The sequence below is a fragment of the Lysobacter sp. OAE881 genome (assembly GCF_040546665.1).
GTDB classification, from domain to species: Bacteria; Pseudomonadota; Gammaproteobacteria; order Xanthomonadales; family Xanthomonadaceae; genus Lysobacter_J; species Lysobacter_J soli.
On sequence record NZ_JBEPOG010000001.1, the window covers coordinates 943,744 to 964,006 of the forward strand.

Sequence of the window (20,263 nt, forward strand, 5' to 3'; positions counted from 1 at the left end):
GAGTCGCTGGATTGAAACGCCCCCGCTCACCGGGGGCGTTTTCATTTGCAGCGGTCAGAGACGTACGCGTTCGAGCGTCTTCGCGAGCAATACCGCGAACCGGTCCGCGCTGCCCGGCGCATGCGCGAAGAACAGCGACGGCTCGCACAGCTCCAGTTCGAGCAGGCACGGCCCGCCAGCGTCGTCGCGGATGAGGTCCACGCGTGCATACAGCGGCGGCTCGTCGAGCTGCAACGCCTCGCGCGCGGCCGCCATCACGCGATCGGCGAGCGCGAGTTCGTCCTGCGACGGCAGACGCGGCGCGATGGATTCGGCGGCGAAGAGATGGTTCGTCGGGCCTTCGTCGGGTCGCAGCAGCGGGCCCTTGCGGATCGCGTGGCTGAACTCCCCGGCGAAGAACATCAACGCGGTTTCGCCGTGTTCGTCCACCGACGAAAGATACGGCTGGAGCATCGCACTGCGATCGGCATCGAGCAGGCGCGCGAGGTGGTTGGCGGCCGCGAATTCCTGTGAACGCGCGTAACGCTGCGCGTCCTTCGATCCCGCGCCCACGCTCGGCTTCACCACGAACTCCGCCGCGTGCGGATGCGCGGCGAGAAACGCCTGCAGCGTCGGCAGAGGCTCCATGTCGGGTTCGACGAACGCCGTCGGCACGATCGGCACGCCGCGCGCTGCGAGCCCGGCGAGGTAGTGCTTGTCGGTGTTCCATCGCACGACGGGTAGCGGGTTGATCAGGCGCGTCTGCGCCGACACGCGCTCGCTCCAGTCCAGGAACTCGCGCAGGCGCGGCACGTAGTCCCATGGAGAACGCAGGATCGCCGCGTCGAAGCGGCTCCAGCCCACCGTCGGGTCGTCCCATGCACGTACCTGCACGGCCATTCCGGCGCGTGCGCAGGCGTCGAGCAGGGGCGTCAGGTCGTCGTCGACACCAGCGGCGGCGATAGCGGTCACGAGGGCGATCCGGGTCATGGCCGGAGTCTAGACGCTGGCGCCCCGGCGCCGCGATGTCCCAGCCGGACGGACGTCGCCGTTTCGCGCCTCCGACCTGTCCGAACGTACGGTGGGGGACGTGCCCGCGGCCACGGTAAACTGCGGGGCATTGCGCAGAACCGAACGGAGTCCGACGTGGCCGCGACGCAGAACGGCAAGAACAAGGTTTTCCCGAGCGCGAAGGCGGCGCTTGACGGCATCGTCGCCGATGGGCAGACGCTCGCCGTTGGCGGCTTCGGCCTGTGCGGCATTCCCGAAGCGCTGATCGGCGCGCTGCGCGACAGCGGCGTGAAGGGCCTGACGGCGATTTCCAACAACGCCGGCGTCGACGGCTTCGGCCTGGGCCTGCTGCTGGAAACGCGGCAGATCCGGAAGATGATTTCGTCCTACGTCGGCGAGAACAAGGAATTCGAGCGCCAGTTCCTCTCCGGCGAACTCGAGCTCGAATTCAATCCCCAGGGCACGCTCGCCGAGCGCCTGCGCGCGGGAGGTGCGGGCATCCCGGCGTTCTTCACGCGTACCGGCTACGGCACGGTCGTGGCCGAAGGCAAGGAAACGCGCGAGTTCGACGGCCACCACTACGTGATGGAAACCGCGCTGAAGGCCAATGTGTCGCTCGTGAAGGCGTGGAAGGCCGACAAGGCCGGCAACCTCGTCTTCCGTAAGACCGCGCGCAACTTCAACCCGGCGTGCGCGATGGCGGGTGCCGTTTGCATCGTCGAAGTGGAGGAGCTGGTCGAGATCGGCCAGATCGATCCCGACCACGTGCACCTTCCGGGCATCTACGTCGACCGCATCGTCGTCAATGCGACGCCCGAGAAGCGCATCGAACAGCGCACCGTGCGCGCCTGACCCACACGCATACAGGACATCGAACCATGGCTTGGACCCGCGACCAGATGGCGCAGCGCGCCGCGCAGGAACTCACCGACGGCGCCTACGTCAACCTCGGCATCGGCTTGCCCACGCTGGTGGCCAACTTCATTCCGGACGGCGTGGACGTGTGGCTGCAGAGCGAGAACGGCCTGCTCGGCATCGGCCCGTTCCCGACCGAGGCCGAAGTCGACGCCGACCTCATCAACGCCGGCAAGCAGACCGTCACCGCACGCCCCGGCGCCAGCTATTTCGGCAGCCATGATTCGTTCGCGATGATCCGCGGCGGCCACATCGACCTGGCGATCCTGGGTGCGATGCAGGTCACCGAGAAGGGCGACCTGGCCAACTGGATGGTGCCCGGCAAGATGGTCAAAGGCATGGGCGGCGCGATGGACCTGGTCGCCGGCGTGAAGCGCGTGGTCGTGCTGATGGAGCACACCGCGAAGAACGGCGAGCACAAGATCCTGCCCGAATGCACGCTGCCGCTGACGGGCGTGGGCGTGGTGAACCGCATCATCACCGACCTCGCGGTGCTCGATGTCGCCGCCGACGGCCTGAAGCTGGTCGAACTCGCGCCGGACGTCACCGAGGATGAGCTGCGCGAGAAGACCGGCGTGGCGTTCTCGCGGGCTGGCTGAGACCTGGAGCGTCAGCCGCGCCTGGCGAACGGGTACGGCTGCGACGCCGGAGGTTCAGGCTCGCCGCAGACGGAAGCGGCGGTACGCACGCCGTAACCCGCGTCGCGCGCGGCGAGCGCGAAAACGCGCTCGATCGCGTGCGCGAACGTGCCATCCACCTGGCCTGCCTCCGCTTCGAACTCCCAGTCGTCCAGGTGCGCGTCGAGCACCGGGCGCAATGCTTCCAGGCGCGCCCAGAACATGCTTCCGGAAACGAAGTCATCCGACTCCACCCGTGGCGCGCCGATGCCGAGGCGGGCGGTCAGGTAGCGCACGTTGCTTTCGTTGGCGCCCCAGTAATAGCCAAGAGGCTGCACATGACCTTCGGGCGCAACCACGCCAAGGCTTGGATCATCGTGATAGGCGCGAACGATTCCGTCGACGCGCGGCGGTGAGAGCAGGTGCCCGATCAGCTGGTTTCGCCAGGCGTCGCCGTCCTGTCGATGGGGCGACTTCTTGGTGTGCAGCTTCAGCACGAGCTCCGTGCCCTCGTCGAGCAGGCGGTTGGCGACACGCAGGAAGGGCAGAATGTCGCGACCGCGGTTCTCGTGCGCCTCGATTTCCGCGTCGATGCCTCGCTTGTCCAGGATGGCGCGGATCTGCGCGACCTTGTCCGGTGGCGTGGTGATGATGACGCGGAAGCGATGACCGTCTGAGACGAGTACTTCCAGGATTTCCTCCAGCACGTCCGGGTACCAGGCATGGATCACCAGGCAGGGACGCGTGGACACAATGGCAGACCCAGGCGCGGCCGAGAGCATCAACGCATCGTGCGTGGCCTGCAGCCAGGCATGTCCGAGGCGCGCATCGGGTTCGAGTACGGCGCCTTCGGCCCACTCGTTCCACGCGTTGACGAACACCAGCCGATCCGATGCCGCGCGGTCCGCGAGGCGGCGCTCGATCGTGTCGCGCAACCAGTCGCGGTATCGACGCGGCGCGGCGTGCAGGTAGGTGCGTCCGGCACCCGAGCGACGCGCCTCGTTGTCCCAGCCGCAGTTGACGCCGGGGAACAGACGGTATTCCGGTAGCGGGCGCCGGCGGTAATCGTCGGCCAGTTCGCGCCAGTCCAGGACCTGGCCGCGGTAACCGGGATTCACCAGCGACTGGTCGGCAGTAACGTTGGTCGGCGTGGCCAGGTTCGGCGGGAATTCGACGGCGGCGTCGAAGCCGTAGTCCGCCGGATCGGCGCGATCGAAACTCTGCGTGTAGGCGATGTGGATCTCGCCGATGCCGTTCTCGCGGCACCACGTCCGCCAGCGCGCCGCGGTGGCGCGCGGCTCGGGAAGCAGGCCTGGGCGATACACCAGCAGCAGCGGCCGACCATCGACGCGCAGGTAGCGGCGATCGCGCAGGTACGGTGCGACGTGCGCGATGAACGCGAGGTCGTCTTCGGCGCTGTGCTGCTGGCCGACGAGGATGTCGTCCGCGCGGCCGTCCCAGCGGCGCGACCAGTTCTCGTTGGCCCAGCACAGGCAGAACGGAAGATCGATCGACTCATCGCCCAGCCACTGCTGGAGCGGCGCTTCCAGCAGGGTCTTGCCGCCGAACCAGTAGTAGTAGAAGCAGAACGCGCCGATGCCGTACTCGCGGGCGAGCGTTGCCTGGTCGCGCATCACCTGCGGGTTGCGCAGGTCGTAGAAGCCGAGGTCGCCGGGCAGTCGTGGCTGCACGTGACCTTCGAACTGCGGAAGCGCGCGCGACACGTTGCGCCACTCGGTGAAGCCCGCTCCCCACCACGCATCGTTCTCGGGGATCGCGTGGAACTGCGGCAGGTAGAACGCCACGAGCGTGGCCGGCAACGGCGAGGGCAGGGCAGCCGGTCGGCGAGGCAGCCAGCCGATCGCCGGAACATCGGCGCGCACCCGTGCGCGCCGTTCGCCTGTCGCGTCGCCCTGCTTCCCGCGAGGGCCCTGCGGCAGCGTGTCCGCGAAACGCTCCAGGTACGACTGCCGCAGGCGGTCGCGCACGCGTTCGGGCATGGGCGTGATGCGGAACGCGGCACGCAGGCTGTTGAACAGCAAGGTGCGCAGGCCCTCGTTCAGGCGCGACGTCATGCGGCGGTCACAGGTTCTGGTAATTCGGCCCCGAGCCGCCTTCCGGCGTCACCCAGTCGATGATCTCGTAGGGATCCTTGATGTCGCAGGTCTTGCAGTGCACGCAGTTGGCGGCGTTGATCTGCAGGCGCTTGCCAGCCTCGTCCTGCACGATCTCGTACACCGCCGCCGGGCAGAAGCGCGTGCACGGATTGTCGTACTCCTCGGCGCAGCGCGTGACGCAGATGGACGTGTCGCGCACCTTCAGGTGCACGGGCTGGTCCTCGTCGTGTTCGGTCGCGGCGTAATAGACGCCCTGCAGGCGGTCGCGCGGCGCGAGCTTGCGTTCGATGTAGTCGCGCTTCGGACTTTCGTGCTCGCCGACCTTGTCCAGCGAACACCAGTCGGCCTTGTTTTTCAGCGTCCACGGCGAGAGGCCGCCGGTGACGGTTTCCCACGCCGAATTGAGGATGCCGAACCACAGGCCGCGCTTGAAGCCCGGCTTGAAGTTACGCACCTTCTTCAGCTCGGCCATGATGTTGGAATCGCGCAGCCTCGCGTCGAAACCCTGCGGCGACAGCTGCGAAGCGACCAGATGTTCGGCCGCGAGCATGCCCGAACGGATCGCCTGGTGCGTGCCCTTGATCTTCGGCACGTTGAGCAGGCCGGCGGTGTCGCCGATCAGCAGCGCGCCCGGCATTTCCAGCTTCGGCAGCGACTGGTAACCACCGGTGACGATCGCGCGCGCGCCGGCCGACAGGATGGTGCCGCCTTCCAGCAGCGGCTCGAACAGTGGGTGGTTCTTCCATTGCTGGAAGGCTTCCCACGGCTTGTATTCCGGATCCTTGTAATCCAGGCCGCTGACGTAACCCAGCGCGATGCGGCCCTTGTCCAGGTGGTACAGGAAACCGCCGCCGTAGACCTCGTTGTCCGCCGGCCAGCCGAAGCTGTGCACGATCTTGCCGGGCGTGACGCGGTCTTCCGGCACCTGCCACAGTTCCTTGATGCCGATCGAATAGCCCTGCGGATCGCTGTCGGCATCGAGCTTGAACTGTTTGATCAAGCGCTTGGTCAGATGGCCGCGCGCGCCCTCGGCGAGCACGGTGACCTTCGCGCGGATGTCGATGCCCGGCGTGTAGCCCGGCTTGTGCGATCCATCCTTCGCGATGCCCATGTCGCCGATGCGCACGCCGACCACGGCACCGCTTTCGTCATGCAGCGTCTCGGCCGCGGCGAAGCCGGGATAGATCTCCACGCCCAGCGCTTCGGCCTGCGGCGCGAGCCACGCGCACATCGCGCCGAGGCTGACGATGAAGTTGCCTTCGTTGTGCATGCCGGGCGGAATCGGCAGCCGGCGGTGGCCCTTGTGCGTCAGCAGCCAGAATTCGTCGTGTTTGGCCGGCACGCAGATCGGCGGCGGGTTGTCGCGCCAGTTCGGCAGCAGGGCGTCCAGCGGTTCGGGTTCGATCACCGCACCGGACAGGATGTGCGCACCGATGGTCGAAGCCTTTTCGATCACGCACACCGACAGCTCCGGGTTGAGCTGCTTGAGGCGGATGGCGAACGACAGCCCGGCCGGACCGGCGCCGACGGTGACGACGTCGTACTCCATCACGTCGCGTTCGACGGCGTTCGGATCGGGTTGGTTCATGGGGCACTCCAAGACGGGCTGGCGTACAGCGGCTGGCGGATTGCGGGGACAGCAGAGGGTGGATTGTCGCGGGTTTGCACGGTCGGGCCAAGTTTCACCGGGAAAACCCGGCGGCGGACGCGATACGCCGTGCTAGCGTTGGGTATGGTCCTCGACGTGATCCCGCTGCCCGACGCGCAGCTGCAGTTCGATCCGCACTGGCTCGGCCCGCTGGAGGCCGATGCGTTGCTGGGCGGGCTACACCGCGATGTCCCCTGGGAAACGCACCGCATCCGCATTTTCGGCCGCGAGGTCGATTCGCCGCGGCTGAGCTGCTGGATCGGCGATCCCGACGCGCGTTACCGCTATTCCGGCACGCTGTTCGAGCCCCATCCCTGGCCTGATGCACTGGTTCCGGTGCGCGAACGCCTGGAGCGCACGCTCGGCGTTGCGTTCAACAGCGTGCTGGCGAACCTCTACCGCGACGGCACCGACGCGATGGGCTGGCACAGCGATGCCGAGCCCGAACTCGGCCCGGCGCCGGTCATCGCCTCCATCAGCCTGGGCGCCACGCGCCGCTTCGCGCTGAAGCATCGCGACGATCCTGCGCGCAAGCTCACGCTGGAACTTCCGCACGGCAGCCTGCTGGTGATGTCCGGCGCGACGCAGCGCCACCATCGCCACGCATTGCCGCGCACGACGCGGCCGATCGGTCCGCGCATCAACCTTACATTCCGCCGGATCGTCACGCCGTCGCGTTGACGACGCGCGCAACAGTTACCGCGTCGCAGGCAGCGTACGGCGATAGGCCTCGCCGCTGGTGAGCGTCCAGCCCGCGATGTCGCCACCGATCTTCGACAGCGACTGCTCGAACGCACGCGCGACGTCGGGCACCGCCGCGCTCGCGGCCGGCGTCGCCTGCAGGAACACGCGCGACGCGGCGACCTTCTGCTGCGGCACGTGAAGCAGCTTGGCACTGACTTCGATCGTCGCCGACGGGACGGCTCCGCCTGCGTAGTCCGACTCGAAGCGGCGCACTTCGAAGAAGAGCTTGTATTCGCCCGCCACGCCGGTGCCTTGGCGCGCGACGCCGCCGATGCGGCCGGAGTCTTCAAGTGCGCGCAGCACCGTGTCGACGAGCATGTCCGACGGCGGGCGCGCCCATTGCGCGCCGCGGTAGACCTGAAGTTCGCCGGGCGTCGGCCGCACCGCGATGCGCAGGCTGTCGACGATGCGCGCCGCTGCCGGCGGGGCGATCACCAGCTGCCAGTCGACCTTCGGCCACGAGGCGCCCGCCTTCACTGCGGGTTCCGGCGCGAAGATCGTGGTGGGATCCTTGGGCTTGTCGCTCAGGATCGAGCAGCCGGCCAGTGCCAACAGCAGGCCGGATGCGAGCGCGATGCGCGCGTGGCGGGCGAGGGTCGAAGCGATCGTCGTCATGTCGGCGCGCGTGGTCATTCGGGTTTGAATTCCGCGGGGTCGAACTGCTTGGGACCGTCGCGACCGAGGAGGTAGCGCGTCGGGTTGCCGTCGAGGCGGTCGCTGATGCGGCGCAGGTCGCGCACCAGCCCGCGCAACTCGGCCAGCGTCGGGCCGAGCTGCGCAAGGCCGTCGTTCGCGAAGCTGTTGATCGCGGCGCGGTTGTCGGTGAGCAGGCCGTTGGCGTTGTTGGCCGCCGAGTCCAGCCGCGTCAGCGTGCTGTCGAGCTTGGCGATCAGGCCCGGCAGCTTCGCCACCAGTTCGCGATCCACGCTCTGCACCGCGCGGTTGGTGTTGTCGAGCGTGGACGACAACTGCTCGCTGGACTTGCGCGCGTTGATGATCAGCGCGCGCAAGTCCTCGCGCTGGTCGGCGATGGAAGCGGTCATCGATTCGATGTTCGACAACGTGTTCGACACGCGCCGGACGTTCTCGTCGCTCAGCACCTGGTCCATGCGCGCGACCAGGCGGTTGGCCGTATCGGCGATGTTCTGCAGCGCCGAGGCCTCGGTCTGGATCACCGGCACTTCGCGGTGGTCGGTGTCGGCCAGCAGCGGGCTGCGCGGATCGCCGCCGGTGAGCTGGATGAAGGGGCTGCCGGTGATGCCCTGGATCGACAGCTTCGCGCGCGTGTCGGTCTTGATCGGCGCGTTCGCCTGCAGGCGCAGGATCGCGATCACGCGACGCGGGTCGTCCGGCGCCAGGCTCAGGTTCTGCACGGTGCCAACCGAAATGCCGTTGTATTGCACCGAGCTGCCTTCGGTCAGGCCCGTCACCGGCTCGGTGAACAGCACCGCGTAGGTGCGCCATTCCTTCTCGGACGAATACTTCGCCGCCCACAGTGCGAACAGCAGCAACAGCAACGTCACCAGGATGGTGAAGGCGCCGATGAGGACGTAATTGGCCCGGGTTTCCATGACTTCAGCTCGTCGCTTCGCGGGTGTTCTGTGCGGCGCGCGCACGCGGTCCGTGGAAGTACTCCTGCACCCACGGATGGTCGAATCGTTCCACTTCGTGTATCGGCGCGCAGACGACGACCTTGCGATCGGCGAGCACGGCGACGCGATCGCAGATAGCGTAAAGCGTGTCGAGATCGTGTGTGATCAGGAACACCGTCAGCCCCAGCGCCTGCTGCAGCGTGCGGATCAGGCGGTCGAACGCCGCCGCGCCGATCGGATCCAGGCCGGCGGTGGGCTCGTCTAGGAACAGCAGCGGCGGATCCAGCGCCAGCGCACGCGCCAGGCCCGCGCGCTTGCGCATGCCGCCCGACAGCTGCGACGGCAGCTTGTTCAGCGCATCGGCCGGCAGGCCGGCGAGCTTCACCTTCAGCAGCGCCAGTTCGTAGCGCAGCGAATCGGGCAGGTCGCCGTGGTACTCCTTCAGCGGGACCTGCACGTTCTCGCCCACGGTGAGCGAGGAGAACAGCGCGCCGTCCTGGAACAGTACGCCGGTGTTGCGCTCGATCGCGCGCCGCTGCGTCGCGTCGTCGGTCCGTGCGTTGAGGCCGAGCACTTCGATCTCGCCTTCCTGCGGTTCGCGCAGGCCGAGGATCGCGCGCATAAGCACCGACTTGCCCGTACCCGAACCGCCGACGATGCCGATGATCTCGCCCGGCCAGACGTCGAGGTCGAGGCCCTCGTGCACGACCTGTTCGCCGAAGCGGTTCACCAGCCCACGCACGCGCACGATCGGCTGGCCGCTTCCGCGCCTGGGGCACAGCGGGTGCAGCGCATCCGGCACCGCGTTCGGCGAACCCGGAATCCTGCGCGACATGCGCCCGGTCATCTTCGACATGCGGTTCATACGCCCATCTCCATGAACCAGATGGCGAAGAACGCGTCGAGGATGATCACCATCGAGATCGACTGCACCACGCTGGACGTCGTACGTTCGCCCACCGACTGCGCGGTGCCTTCGACCTGCAGGCCTTCCAGGCAGCCGATCAGGCTGATGAGCAGCGCGAACACCGGCGCCTTGGCGAGGCCGACGAGGAAGTGCCGCAGCTCGATCGTCTCGTGCATGCGCGTGAGGTACTGCTGCGGCGGGATGTCCAGGCTGTATGCGCCGACGGTGAGGCCGCCGAGCAGGCCGAAGATCATCGCGATGAAGGTGAGCATCGGCAGCATCACCAGCAGCGCGAGCATGCGCGGGATCACCAGCAGGTCGATCGGGTCCATGCCTAGGGTACGGATCGCGTCGACTTCCTCGCGGCTGACCATCGCGCCGATCTGCGCGGTGAACGCACTCGCCGTGCGGCCGGCCAGCACGATGGCCGTGAGCAGCACCGCGAACTCGCGCAGGAACGAGATGTTCACCAGTTCGACGACGAAGATCTCCGCGCCGAAGTCGCGCAGGATGTTCGCGCCAAGGAAGGCCACCACCGCGCCGACGAGGAAGCACAGCAGCGCGACCAGCGGCACGGCGTCCAGGCCGACCTGTTCCATGTGGTGCACGGTCGCGGTCGGGCGGAACCGGCTCGGTTCCTTGAACATCCGCAGCAACTTGATCTGTGTTTCGCCGAGGAAGCCGACCAGCGCCAACGCCTCGTGCCAGTTGTTGTGCACGGCGCGGCCCAGACGTTCGAGCGCGGCGCTCACGCCGTACTCGCGCTTCTTGCGCGGACGGTCGTCGGCGACGTCCTCGATCGCTGACACCAGCGCCTGATGCGACTCGTGGAAGGTGAGGACGTCGAAGTCCAGGTTGTTCCGGCGGGCGAAGCGCAGCAGCTGCAGTACGCCGACCGAGTCCAGGCGCTCCACGCCGCTGGCGTCGATGGTCGCCACGCCTGCGGGCGCATCGCCCAGCGCGGTGCCGATCTGCCCGGCGTAGTCGAGCGTCCAGGAACCGGACAGCCGCAGGCGCGACGGGGTCGAGCCGTCGGCGTCGATCTGCGGCGGGTGCGCGGTCGTGTCCGTCATCGGGTGGGCCGGGGCAATGTCGCGGAGGATAGCAGCCTGCGTATCGCGGCCGCCGCGAACGTGGCGCGAAGGCGCCGCAGTCGCGTGGTCCGTGCGCGCGTTCGCTGCCAGCCGGTGCAGTCGCGTGCGATGCTTCGCGCATGTCGAATCCGCCCCCCCTGAGCGCCGCCAGTTACGCCGCACGCATCGACTTCGTGATCGAGCTGGCCGAACGCCTGCATGCCTACGGCACCACGGCGCAGCGCCTGGAGGGCGCGATCAGCGCGGTCGCGCATCGCCTGCGGCTGGAGTGCGAGCCCTGGTCGAACCCGACCGGGTTGATCCTCACCTTCTCCGACCCGCAGCGCGGACCCGGCGAAAGCGACACCACGCGCGTGATCCGCTTGCCGCCCGGCGACACCGATTTGCATCGTCTGGCCGAAACCGACCGCATCGCCGAGGAAGTACTCGCCGGCCGGCTCGGCCTGGTCGACGCGCACGCGCAAATGAGCGCACTCGACACGCCGCCGACGCGGCGCTCCCGCGCGATGCAGGTGCTGGCCTACGGACTGGCTGCCATCGGCATCGGCGGCGTACTGCGCCTGCCGTGGCTCGACATCGGCGTGGCGGGCGTCAACGGGCTGATGATCGGCCTGCTCGTGCAGTGGTCGGAACTGCATCCGCGCTTCAAGGAAGCCCTGGAAGCGGTGACGGCGATGTTCGCCGCCATCGTGACGCTGCTGGTGGCCACCTATGTCGCGCCGCTCAACCAGAACACGGTGATCATCGCCTCGCTCATCGTGCTGCTGCCCGGCATGGCGCTGACCAACGCGGTGAACGAGCTGACCAGCCAGCATCTGGTCTCGGGCACGGCGCGTTTCGCCGGCGCGGTGACGACGGTGCTGAAGCTGGCGATCGGCACGATCATCGCGCTGTACCTGGCCGACGTGGTCGGCCTGCACGCGCAGGTCCGCGCATCGCGCCCGCAGCCGGTATGGGTGGAGTGGGGCGCACTGGCGGCGGCGGCATTCGCCTTCGCCGTGCTGTTCCGCGCGCAGTGGCGCGACTACCCGAAGGTGATGGCCGCCGCGGCCGGCGGCTATCTCATCTCGCGCTTCGGCGGGCAGGCGTTCGGAAGTCCGGCCGGCATCTTCCTCGCTGCGCTGGTGCTCACCGCGGCGGGCAATGCGTACGCGCGCTGGTGGAACCGCCCCGGCGCGATCCTGCGCGTGCCCGGCATCATCATGCTGGTGCCCGGGAGCGTGAGCCTGCGCGGGCTGCTCACGCTCATCCAGCAGCAGGACATCGACGCGGGCCAGACGGCGGTGCTGGCGGTGCTCAACATCCTGCTGGCGCTGATCGCGGGACTGCTGTTCGGCAACCTGCTGCTGCCTGCGCGGCGGAATCTTTGATTCTTGGTCGTGGTTCGGGATTCGTGATTCGGGATTCGGGATTAGCGTCCGCCGAAGCCGTCATCCCGGCGAAAGCCGGGATCCAGGCCCGTAATACGCGGGCACTCCCGCGCCGACAAACCACCGTGCAACGAAAGCTGGAATCCATGTCGATCCTGGCCGCCCCGCTCGCAGAAACAGAAACGCCGGCACAAGGCCGGCGCTCCGAAACAAGAACGATCCGAACGGATCAGCGGATCAGAAAATCCTCGAGCTTCTTCCCCGCACTCGTCTGCGCCGCCAGCCAGCGCGGCTGCTTGCCCCGGCCGGCCCAGGTTTCGGACGGATTGGCCGGGTTACGGTACTTCGGCGCGACGGACTTGCCGGCGTTCTTCGATACCTTGCGTGCCGGCGCCTTCGCCGCGCGCGCCGGAGCTACCGGTGCCACACCGCCGAACAGTTCGCCGATGCTGTAACCCTCGGCCTTCGCCAGCTGCGTGAGTTTCTTGCGCACCACGGCGATCGGCTTGCGCTTGCTGAGCGTGGTCTTGCGCTTCTTCGCCTGGCTGATCAGCGCGTCGAGTTCCTTCGCGGAGAGGGAATCGAGATTGATCGACATAAAACCTCCGGAGCGTGCGGGATATCGGGGGAATGATCGCGGCCGTCGATGCGGCGGACTCCCGATGATAGTCGCCGGCATCCGGCGGCGTAAACGCGAAGGTCTTCGCCCGGATTCCACCCTGCTCAGCCCTCTCCCGCGGGCGGGAGAGGGCCATGCAGCGTGGTCGTATGCCGCGCTTACTTTCCGAATTTCGCGAACACGCCCGTGCGATCGAGGTTTTCCGACTCGCTCGCCTGGCGATGGCGGTACTCGAACGTGCCGGCGGCCAGGCCGCGTTCGGACACCACGATGCGGTGCGGGATGCCGATCAACTCGATGTCGGCGAACATCGCGCCCGGACGCAGGCCGCGATCGTCGAGCGCGGCTTCGACACCGGCGGCGTTGAGGTCGCGATACAGCGCCTGCGCCGCTTCGGCCACGGCCGCGTCGTTCTTCGGATTGATCACGCACACCACGGCCTGCCACGGCGCCATGGGCTCGGGCCAGACGATGCCGTTCTCGTCGAAGTTCTGCTCGATCGCCGCCGCGACGATGCGCGACACGCCAATGCCGTAGCAGCCCATCACCGGCGTGGTGGCCTTGCCGTTGGCGTCGAGCACGGTGAGCTTGAGCGCCTTGGCGTACTTGTCGCCCAGCTGGAAGACGTGTCCGACCTCGATGCCACGCGCGATCTGCAGCGTGCCCTTTCCGTCGGGCGAAGGATCGCCTTCGACGACGTTGCGGATATCGGCGACTTCATCGGGCTCGGGCACGTCACGGCCCCAGTTCACGCCGGCGAGGTGGAAGCCCTTTTCGTTGGCGCCGACGACGAAATCGGACATGGCCGCGACACTGCGGTCGGCGACGATGCGGATCGCCTTCGCAGGCTTCACCGGGCCGAGGAAGCCCGGTTCGCTGCCTAGGTGCCCGGCGATTTCCGCTTCCGTCGCCAGGCGATAGCCCGCAAGGCCAGCGAGCTTGCCGAGCTTCACTTCGTTCACGGCGTGGTCGCCGCGCACCAGCGCGAGGACGAACTGCGGGTTGCCTTCGGCATCGGTGCCCATGACGGCGACCGACTTCACCGTGCGATCGAGCGTGATGCCCATCAGCGCGGCGACGTCCTCGCAGGTCTTCTGGTGCGGCGTGTCGACCTTGCGCATCGCTTCGGTCGCGGCGCCGCGCGGACCGGGCGAGATTGCTTCGGCCAGTTCGACGTTCGCGGCGTAGTCGGAGCCGTCGGAGAAGAAGATCGCGTCCTCGCCCGACTCGGCCAGCACCTGGAATTCGTGCGACACCGCACCGCCGATCGCGCCGCTGTCGGCCGACACCGCGCGGAATTTCAGCCCAAGGCGCGTGAAGATGCGGCCGTAGGTGTCGTACATGCTGCGGTATTCGCGATTCAGGTCCTCGTCGCTGACGTGGAAGGAGTAGCTGTCCTTCATCAGGAACTCGCGCGCGCGCATCACGCCGAAACGCGGGCGGATCTCGTCGCGGAACTTGGTCTGGATCTGGTAGAAGTTCACCGGCAGTTGCTTGTAGCTGGACAGCTCGTTGCGCGCGAAGTCGGTGATGACTTCCTCGTGCGTGGGGCCGTAGCAGTACCAGGCGTCCTTGCGGTCCTTCATCTTCAGAAGCTGCCCGCCGAACTTCTCCCAGCGGCCCGTCTCCTCCCACAGCTCCTTCGGCTGGACGGCCGGCATCAGCACTTCGATGGCGCCGGCGGCGTTCATCTCCTCGCGCACGGCGCGCTCGACCTTGCGCAGCACCCGCAGCCCCAGCGGCGACCAGGTGTACAGGCCGGCGGCGAGCTTGCGGATCATGCCGGCCTTGAGCATCAGCTTGTGGCTGACGATCTCGGCCTCGGCGGGGGTTTCCTTGCTGGTGTGGAGGTGGAACTGCGACAGACGCATCGGCGTGGGGCTTTCGAACGTAAGGAAGCGGCCATTCTGCCATGCGTTCCCGGAGCTGCCGGCTGGGCGAGCCCCCAGAAACGACGAAGCCGGCCCATTGGCCGGCTTCGATGCATTGCGTTGGCAGCGGGCTGTCGCGCGATCAGGCTCCGCTGGCGGCCGCCGGGCCATCGCAGTAGGTCTTGATCTGTGCTTCCGCCAGTGCGGTGCGGTTGGCGCGTTCGGTCTGGTTGAGGCTGCGGTCGGGCTTGCCGTCCTTGTCCTCGTCGACCCCGACGTCGCCCGCGCCCTGGAGCACGGACAGGTTGCTGCGCGCATTGGTGCAGTTGGCATTGGCGACGGGCTTGGCCGCCGGTTGCTGGGCCTGCGCCTGCGTGCCGCCCTTGTCGGCGACGTTGCGACCCTTGATGTTCTGGTCCGGCGGCGGGGCATCGGAGTAATGGGTGATGCCCTTGGCGTCCTTCCACTGGTACACCTTCGCGGCGAAGGCCGGGGTGGCCAGGAGCAGGCTCAGGCCGGCGACGAGGCCGGGCAGCAGGCGGACGAGCTTGGACATGCGGGGCTCCGGGCACGGAAGGGCGGGGGATTGCCGCGATTGCAGCACCGCGCCCGGCCGCAGGCAAGCGCCGCGTGACGGGACCGTCGACATATGTGGAGCCGGTCTCGTTGTCGGCGCGACAGGCCCGGCGGTACGGGAATGCCGGTGGGCGGGCCGATGGACTTACACTTTCCTGTCGCGGTCCGCCGCTTCCCCGATACGACATGCCGACTGCCCCCCACATGGACGAAACGCAATCGACCCCGCGCCCACGCAACCGCGGGATCTACCTGCTGCCCAACCTGTTCACCACCGGCGGCCTGTTCGCCGGGTTCTACGCGATCATCGCCGCCACCCAGGGCCGCTTCGACGACGCCTGCATCGCGGTGTTCGTCGCGGGGATCCTGGACGGACTGGACGGTCGCGTCGCCCGCCTGACCAACACGCAGAGCGAATTCGGCGTGCAGTACGACTCGCTGGCCGACCTGGTCAGCTTCGGCCTCGCCCCGGCGCTGGTGATGTACCACTGGGCGCTGCAGGAAATGCGGCTGGACGGTCCGATCCCCGGCAAGATCGGCTGGGTCGCGGCGTTCGTCTACGCCGCCTGCGCCGCGCTGCGGCTGGCGCGCTTCAACTCGCAGGTGGGCACGGTCGACAAGCGCTGGTTCATCGGCCTGGCGAGCCCGGCCGCCGCGGGGCTGGTCGCCAGCTTCGTATGGACCTGCCACGACCTTGGCTACACCGGCGAGCAGTTGCGGTATTTCGCTCTCGGCGTGACGGTCACGGCGGGCCTGCTGATGGTCAGCCGACTGCGCTATTTCAGCTTCAAGGGCGGCGGCCCGCGCCACGATCGCGTGCCGTTCCTGGCCATCGTCGTCGTGCTTGCGGTGCTGGTCGGCATCGCCATCGATCCGCCGCGCGTGCTGCTGGCGATCGGCGCGCTCTACGCGCTGTCGGGGCCGGCCTACGCCGCGTTCCGCCGTGTGCGTCGTGCGCCGGTGTCCGAGGCCGCGCCATGAGCGAGCCGTGGACCGCCGAGCAGCGCGAGTGGCTGCAGGCCATGGGCCACACGGTGTGGTCCATCGCCCCGGCGGAGGCGCTCGCTGCCGAACGGCAGCCAGAATCGAACGAAGATCGCGGCCGCGACGATGCAGCGCCGTCGTCCGGCCCGCGCGGCGCCATGCGCGAAGCGGCGGCGCTGCTGGCACGCGACGAGCGCCCGGCGCGTGCGGCACCTGCCCGTCCGCACGGCGATCGCCTCCTGCACTCGCTGCTTCGCGCGGCGGGGGGCGCGGACGAAGCGAGCGTCATGCAGCTCGCCGGCGACATCGCAGCGCTGCGCGGCAACGCATCGGCAAAACGCGCGCTTTGGCCGCGTCTTCGCGCACTGCGCCGGACGTCGCGCGGATGAACGCGCTGGCCTTCGACGCCGGCCAGCATCCGCTGCACGGCGCGCTGCGCCCGATGCGGGAGGACGATCTCGATGCCGTTCACGCGGTGGAGATCCGCGCGTACGAATTCCCGTGGACGGTGGGCATTTTCCGCGACTGCCTGCGCGCCGATTACCCGGCATGGGTGATGCAGCACGAAGGCCGCATCATCGGCTACTTCCTGATGAGCATCGCCGCCGACGAAGCGCACGTGCTCAACATCTGCATCGATCCGAACTTCCAGGGCCAGGGGCTGGGCCGGCAGTTGCTGCGGGCGCTGGTGCGCGTCGCGCGCGGCCGCAAGGCCGAACGCGTGTTCCTGGAAGTGCGCCCGTCCAATGCGGGTGCGATCGCGCTTTACCATTCGGAAGGTTTCAACGAGATCGGCCGGCGCCCGCGCTATTACCCGGCGCGCGACGGTCGCGAGGATGCGCTGGTCATGGCGATCGAGCTGTTGCCGCCGGAAGATTGAGCGCGATTCGACGGACGTTCCACCGGACTGCAGGAGGCGGCGATGGGGAAGGGCGGGGCGTTGGGATGGGGATTGTGGTTCGCGCTGGCACCGCTGCATGCGGCCGGGCCGGCGCTGCCGGTGCCGGTCATCTGGGATTCGCCGGCGTGCGCGCATGAGCGCATCGCGGCGGTGGAGATCGACCTGGGCGAACGCCCGAGCGAGATCACGCGCGACGACAAGGTCCCGACCGTCGACTATGGCCGCGCGATGCGGCGCCTGGCCGAGGCCGCCGCGGCGCAGGGCGGCAACGCGGTCGTGCTGCGGGAGCACCAGGGCGTGTACTTCACCCTCAACGGCAAGCGCAGCCGTGCGCCGGTGTACGTGAAGCTGCGAGGCGCGGCGATCCGGCTGCCGGACGAGGCGTCGCAATGCACGCTGCGTGCGGTCGACGTGGCCGACCTGGAAGCGCTCTCGCGTAACGGCAAGCCGCAGAATGTGAGTTCGCGAGAGGCGTACGGCGAAAAGTGACGGCCTGAGGACGAAAGGCGCCGGTAACGGCGCCTTTCGTGACCTTTACGCGAGCTTGGCGCGCTGTTCGGCCAGCGCCTCGCGCTGCAGGTTCCAGTCGGCCAGGCGCTTGCGCTCCTGCTCGACGACCGCCGGCGGTGCGTTGGCGACGAAGGTTTCGCTCGCCAGCTTGTTGTGGCACTTGGCGATCTCGCCTTCGACGCGCTTGAGTTCCTTGTCCAGTCGCGCGCGTTCGGCGCCGAGGTCGACCAGGCCTTCCAGCGGCACGAACAGCTTCAACTCGCCGACCAGCGCGGTGGCCGAAGCCGGTGCGGCGTTCGCGTCGTCGAGCACCGTGATGCCGTCCAGGCGCGTCAGGAAGCGCAGCTGCGAGTCGAAACGCGCGACGCGTTCGCGATCGCTCGCGCTGCAATCGGCTACGAGCAGCGGCACGGTCTTCGACGGCGCGACGTTGAGCTCGCTGCGGATCTTGCGCAGCGAGGTGACCATCGCCTTGAGCCATTCGACGTCGCCTTCGGCCGCGGCGTAGTCCTGCCCGGCGAAGTCCGATGCCTGCGGGTACGGGCGCAGCATGATCGTCTTTTCGCCGACGCCGAGCTTCGGCGCGACCTGCTGCCACAGCTCCTCGGTCACGAACGGGATCAGCGGATGCAGCAGCGACAGCAGGCGTTCGAGCACGAACAGCAGCGTGTGGCGCGTGCTGTTGGCGGCGATGGCGTCCTCGCCCTGCAGCGCGGGCTTGGCCAGTTCGACGAACCAGTCGCAGAACTCGTTCCACGCGAACTCGTACAGCGCCTGCGACAGCAGGTCGAAGCGGTAGCCGGCGAAATGCTGCTCGGCCTCGGCGGCGACCTTCGCCAGGCGCGAGAGGATCCAGCGTTCGGCATCGGTCTTCGGGTCCGGGACGCCGATGAAGTTCGCGCCTTCGGTGTTCATCAGCACGAAGCGCGTGGCGTTCCACAGCTTGTTGCAGAAATTCTTGTAGCCCTCGGCGCGGCCGAGGTCGAACTTGATGTCGCGACCGTGCGTGGCCAGCGCGGCGATGGTGAAGCGCAGCGCGTCGGCGCCGAAGGCGGGAATGCCGTCCGGGAATTCCTTGCGCGTCGCCTTCTCGATCTTCTCGGCCATCTTCGGCTGCATGAGGCCGCCGGTGCGCTTGGCGACCAGGTCGTCCAGCGAGATGCCGTCGATCAGGTCCAGCGGATCGAGCACGTTGCCCTTGGACTTGGACATCTTCTGGCCGTGCGAATCGCGGATCAGGCCGGTGACGTAGACGTCGCGGAACGGCACGCGGCCGGTGAACTGGTCGGTCGCCATGATCATGCGCGCGACCCAGAAGAAGATGATGTCGAACCCGGTGACCAGCACGCTCGACGGCACGTAGCGGTCGAAGCCGCGCTCGGCCATGGCCTGCTCGTCCGGCCAGCCCATCGTCGAGAACGGCCACAGCTGCGAGGAGAACCACGTCTCCAGCACGTCGCTGTCCTGCGAAAGCGTCACGTTCGAGCCGAGGCCCTGCTTTGCGCGCACTTCCTCCTCGGTGCGGCCGACGTAGATCTTCCCGTCGTCGTCGTACCAGGCCGGGATGCGGTGGCCCCACCACAGCTGGCGGCTGATGCACCAGTCCTGGATGTTTTCCATCCAGTGGCGGTAGGTGTTGATCCAGTTCGCCGGGACGAACTTCACGTCGCCCTTCTCGACCAGTTCAAGCCCGCGCGCGGCAAGCCCGTCCATCTTCACGAACCACTGGTCGGTGAGGTACGGCTCGATCACCTGGCCGGTGCGATCGCCGCGCGGCACCTGCAGCTTGTGCGGTTTGGTTTCGACCAGGCGGCCTTCGGCTTCCAGGTCGGCGAGCACGACCTTGCGCGCTTCATAGCGGTCCAGGCCGCGGTACTTCTCCGGCGCGTTCTCGTTCACCGCCGCGGTCGGGGTGAAGATGTTGATCAGCTCGAGGTTGTGGCGCTGGCCGACGGCGTAGTCGTTGAAATCGTGCGCGGGCGTGACCTTCACCACGCCGGTGCCGAATTCGCGATCGACGTAATCGTCGGCGATGACCGGGATTTCGCGGCCGGTGAGCGGCAGCGTGACGGTCCTGCCGATGAGGTGCGTGTAGCGCTCGTCCTGCGGATGCACCATCACGGCGACGTCGCCGAGCATCGTTTCCGGGCGCGTCGTGGCGACGGTGAGTTCGCCGCTGCCGTCGGTCAGCGGATAGCTGATCGACCACAGGAAGCCGTCTTCCTCCTCGTTGACGACTTCGAGGTCGGAGATCGCGGTCTTCAGCACCGGATCCCAGTTGACCAGGCGCTGGCCGCGATAGATCAGGCCGTCCTCGTACAGGCGCACGAAGGCTTCGATGACCGCGTTGGCAGCCATCGGATCCATGGTGAAGACGCTGCGCGACCAGTCGCCCGACGCGCCGATGCGGCGCATCTGCTTCTCGATGGTGTCGCCGGACTGCTGCTTCCACTCCCAGACCTTGGAGATGAAGCCGTCGCGACCTAGCGAATCGCGCGTCTCGCCCGCGCCTTCGGCGGCGAGGTTGCGCGAGACCACCATTTCCGTCGCGATGCCCGCGTGGTCGGTGCCCATCTGCCACAGCGTGTCGTAGCCGCGCATGCGGTGGTAGCGGATCAGCGCGTCCATCAGCGTGTGCTGGAACGCGTGGCCCATGTGCAGCGTGCCGGTGACGTTCGGCGGCGGCAGCAGGATCGAATACGGCTCGCCTTCGCCGCGCGGCTGGAATACGCCGCTGGACTCCCACTCCTGGTAGAGGCGGGTCTCGAACTGCTTGGGATCGTAGGAGGAGGCGAGGGTGTGGGTCAT

18 protein-coding genes and 1 pseudogene are annotated in these 20,263 nt (G+C 67.9%); 8 read left to right on the top strand and 11 right to left on the bottom strand.

Annotated features, from left to right (window positions below):
* Positions 1-54: 54 nt before the first annotated feature.
* Positions 55-969: a D-cycloserine synthetase gene (gene dcsG / locus ABIE51_RS04375; RefSeq protein ID WP_192632370.1), complete on the bottom strand. Its 915-nt coding sequence runs from the start codon at positions 967-969 to the stop codon at positions 55-57.
* A 156-nt stretch (positions 970-1,125) separates the two neighbouring features.
* Between dcsG and ABIE51_RS04380 the strand changes: the two genes are divergently transcribed.
* Together ABIE51_RS04380 and ABIE51_RS04385 are read left to right on the top strand one after the other, a co-directional pair.
* The gene (locus tag ABIE51_RS04380; RefSeq protein WP_192632371.1) at positions 1,126-1,842 is read left to right on the top strand and encodes a CoA transferase subunit A; all 717 of its coding nucleotides are present in this window, start codon (positions 1,126-1,128) and stop codon (positions 1,840-1,842) included.
* Positions 1,843-1,868: 26 nt separating this feature from the next.
* Positions 1,869-2,504, top strand: a complete 636-nt coding sequence (locus tag ABIE51_RS04385; protein ID WP_192632372.1) for a CoA transferase subunit B — start codon at positions 1,869-1,871, stop codon at positions 2,502-2,504.
* An 11-nt stretch (positions 2,505-2,515) separates the two neighbouring features.
* Here ABIE51_RS04385 and ABIE51_RS04390 read toward each other — a convergent pair whose 3' ends face one another.
* Both ABIE51_RS04390 and ABIE51_RS04395 read right to left on the bottom strand, forming a co-directional pair.
* Entirely contained in the window at positions 2,516-4,597 is a 2,082-nt protein-coding gene (locus ABIE51_RS04390) for a glycoside hydrolase family 99-like domain-containing protein (RefSeq protein WP_192632373.1), read from the bottom strand.
* A 7-nt stretch (positions 4,598-4,604) separates the two neighbouring features.
* Complete coding sequence (locus ABIE51_RS04395) at positions 4,605-6,227, bottom strand: electron transfer flavoprotein-ubiquinone oxidoreductase (RefSeq protein ID WP_192632374.1); 1,623 nt, start codon at positions 6,225-6,227, stop codon at positions 4,605-4,607.
* 144 nt (positions 6,228-6,371) lie between these two features.
* On the opposite strand from ABIE51_RS04395, the gene ABIE51_RS04400 reads away from it, so the two are divergent.
* The gene (locus ABIE51_RS04400) at positions 6,372-6,968 is read left to right on the top strand and encodes an alpha-ketoglutarate-dependent dioxygenase AlkB family protein (RefSeq protein WP_192632602.1); all 597 of its coding nucleotides are present in this window, start codon (positions 6,372-6,374) and stop codon (positions 6,966-6,968) included.
* 15 nt (positions 6,969-6,983) lie between these two features.
* Here the strand turns inward: ABIE51_RS04400 and ABIE51_RS04405 are convergent, their stop codons facing one another.
* From ABIE51_RS04405 to ABIE51_RS04420, 4 genes are read right to left on the bottom strand one after another with little or no spacing between them, the layout of a single operon-like run.
* Positions 6,984-7,646, bottom strand: a complete 663-nt coding sequence (locus tag ABIE51_RS04405) for an ABC-type transport auxiliary lipoprotein family protein (RefSeq protein WP_192632603.1) — start codon at positions 7,644-7,646, stop codon at positions 6,984-6,986.
* 14 nt (positions 7,647-7,660) lie between these two features.
* Complete coding sequence (locus ABIE51_RS04410; protein WP_115841358.1) at positions 7,661-8,602, bottom strand: MlaD family protein; 942 nt, start codon at positions 8,600-8,602, stop codon at positions 7,661-7,663.
* A gap of 4 nt (positions 8,603-8,606) precedes the next feature.
* On the bottom strand, positions 8,607-9,458 hold the full coding sequence (locus ABIE51_RS04415; RefSeq protein WP_192632604.1) for an ABC transporter ATP-binding protein: 852 nt from the start codon (positions 9,456-9,458) through the stop codon (positions 8,607-8,609).
* 26 nt (positions 9,459-9,484) lie between these two features.
* Positions 9,485-10,603 (bottom strand): ABC transporter permease, encoded by a 1,119-nt coding sequence (locus tag ABIE51_RS04420; protein ID WP_115841359.1) that lies wholly within the window; start codon positions 10,601-10,603, stop codon positions 9,485-9,487.
* 140 nt (positions 10,604-10,743) lie between these two features.
* Between ABIE51_RS04420 and ABIE51_RS04425 the strand changes: the two genes are divergently transcribed.
* The gene (locus ABIE51_RS04425) at positions 10,744-11,994 is read left to right on the top strand and encodes a threonine/serine exporter family protein (protein ID WP_115841360.1); all 1,251 of its coding nucleotides are present in this window, start codon (positions 10,744-10,746) and stop codon (positions 11,992-11,994) included.
* Positions 11,995-12,229: 235 nt separating this feature from the next.
* Here ABIE51_RS04425 and ABIE51_RS04430 read toward each other — a convergent pair.
* The 3 genes and pseudogenes from ABIE51_RS04430 to ABIE51_RS04440 all read right to left on the bottom strand — a co-directional run.
* Positions 12,230-12,592: pseudogene (locus ABIE51_RS04430) on the bottom strand (H-NS histone family protein); the annotation flags it as partial.
* A 179-nt stretch (positions 12,593-12,771) separates the two neighbouring features.
* Complete coding sequence (locus tag ABIE51_RS04435) at positions 12,772-14,484, bottom strand: proline--tRNA ligase (RefSeq protein ID WP_192632376.1); 1,713 nt, start codon at positions 14,482-14,484, stop codon at positions 12,772-12,774.
* 142 nt (positions 14,485-14,626) lie between these two features.
* Positions 14,627-15,040, bottom strand: coding sequence for a DUF4124 domain-containing protein (locus tag ABIE51_RS04440; RefSeq protein WP_192632377.1), 414 nt, complete (start codon positions 15,038-15,040; stop codon positions 14,627-14,629).
* 224 nt (positions 15,041-15,264) lie between these two features.
* Between ABIE51_RS04440 and pssA the strand changes: the two genes are divergently transcribed.
* Genes pssA through ABIE51_RS04460 form a run of 4 tightly spaced genes read left to right on the top strand, consistent with a single transcriptional unit; the run spans position 15,265 to position 17,434 of the window.
* Positions 15,265-16,041: a CDP-diacylglycerol--serine O-phosphatidyltransferase gene (pssA, locus tag ABIE51_RS04445; RefSeq protein ID WP_192632605.1), complete on the top strand. Its 777-nt coding sequence runs from the start codon at positions 15,265-15,267 to the stop codon at positions 16,039-16,041.
* A complete protein-coding gene (locus ABIE51_RS04450) occupies positions 16,038-16,433 on the top strand; it encodes an alanine acetyltransferase (protein WP_192632378.1) in 396 nt (131 codons plus the stop codon). The genes pssA and ABIE51_RS04450 overlap by 4 nt, the downstream gene beginning before the upstream one ends.
* Entirely contained in the window at positions 16,430-16,924 is a 495-nt protein-coding gene (gene rimI, locus ABIE51_RS04455; RefSeq protein ID WP_115841366.1) for a ribosomal protein S18-alanine N-acetyltransferase, read from the top strand. Before ABIE51_RS04450 ends, rimI begins: the two co-directional genes overlap by 4 nt.
* Before the next feature lie 42 nt (positions 16,925-16,966).
* Positions 16,967-17,434, top strand: a complete 468-nt coding sequence (locus tag ABIE51_RS04460; protein WP_192632379.1) for a hypothetical protein — start codon at positions 16,967-16,969, stop codon at positions 17,432-17,434.
* Positions 17,435-17,479: 45 nt separating this feature from the next.
* Here ABIE51_RS04460 and ABIE51_RS04465 read toward each other — a convergent pair whose 3' ends face one another.
* Entirely contained in the window at positions 17,480-20,263 is a 2,784-nt protein-coding gene (locus ABIE51_RS04465; protein ID WP_192632380.1) for a valine--tRNA ligase, read from the bottom strand.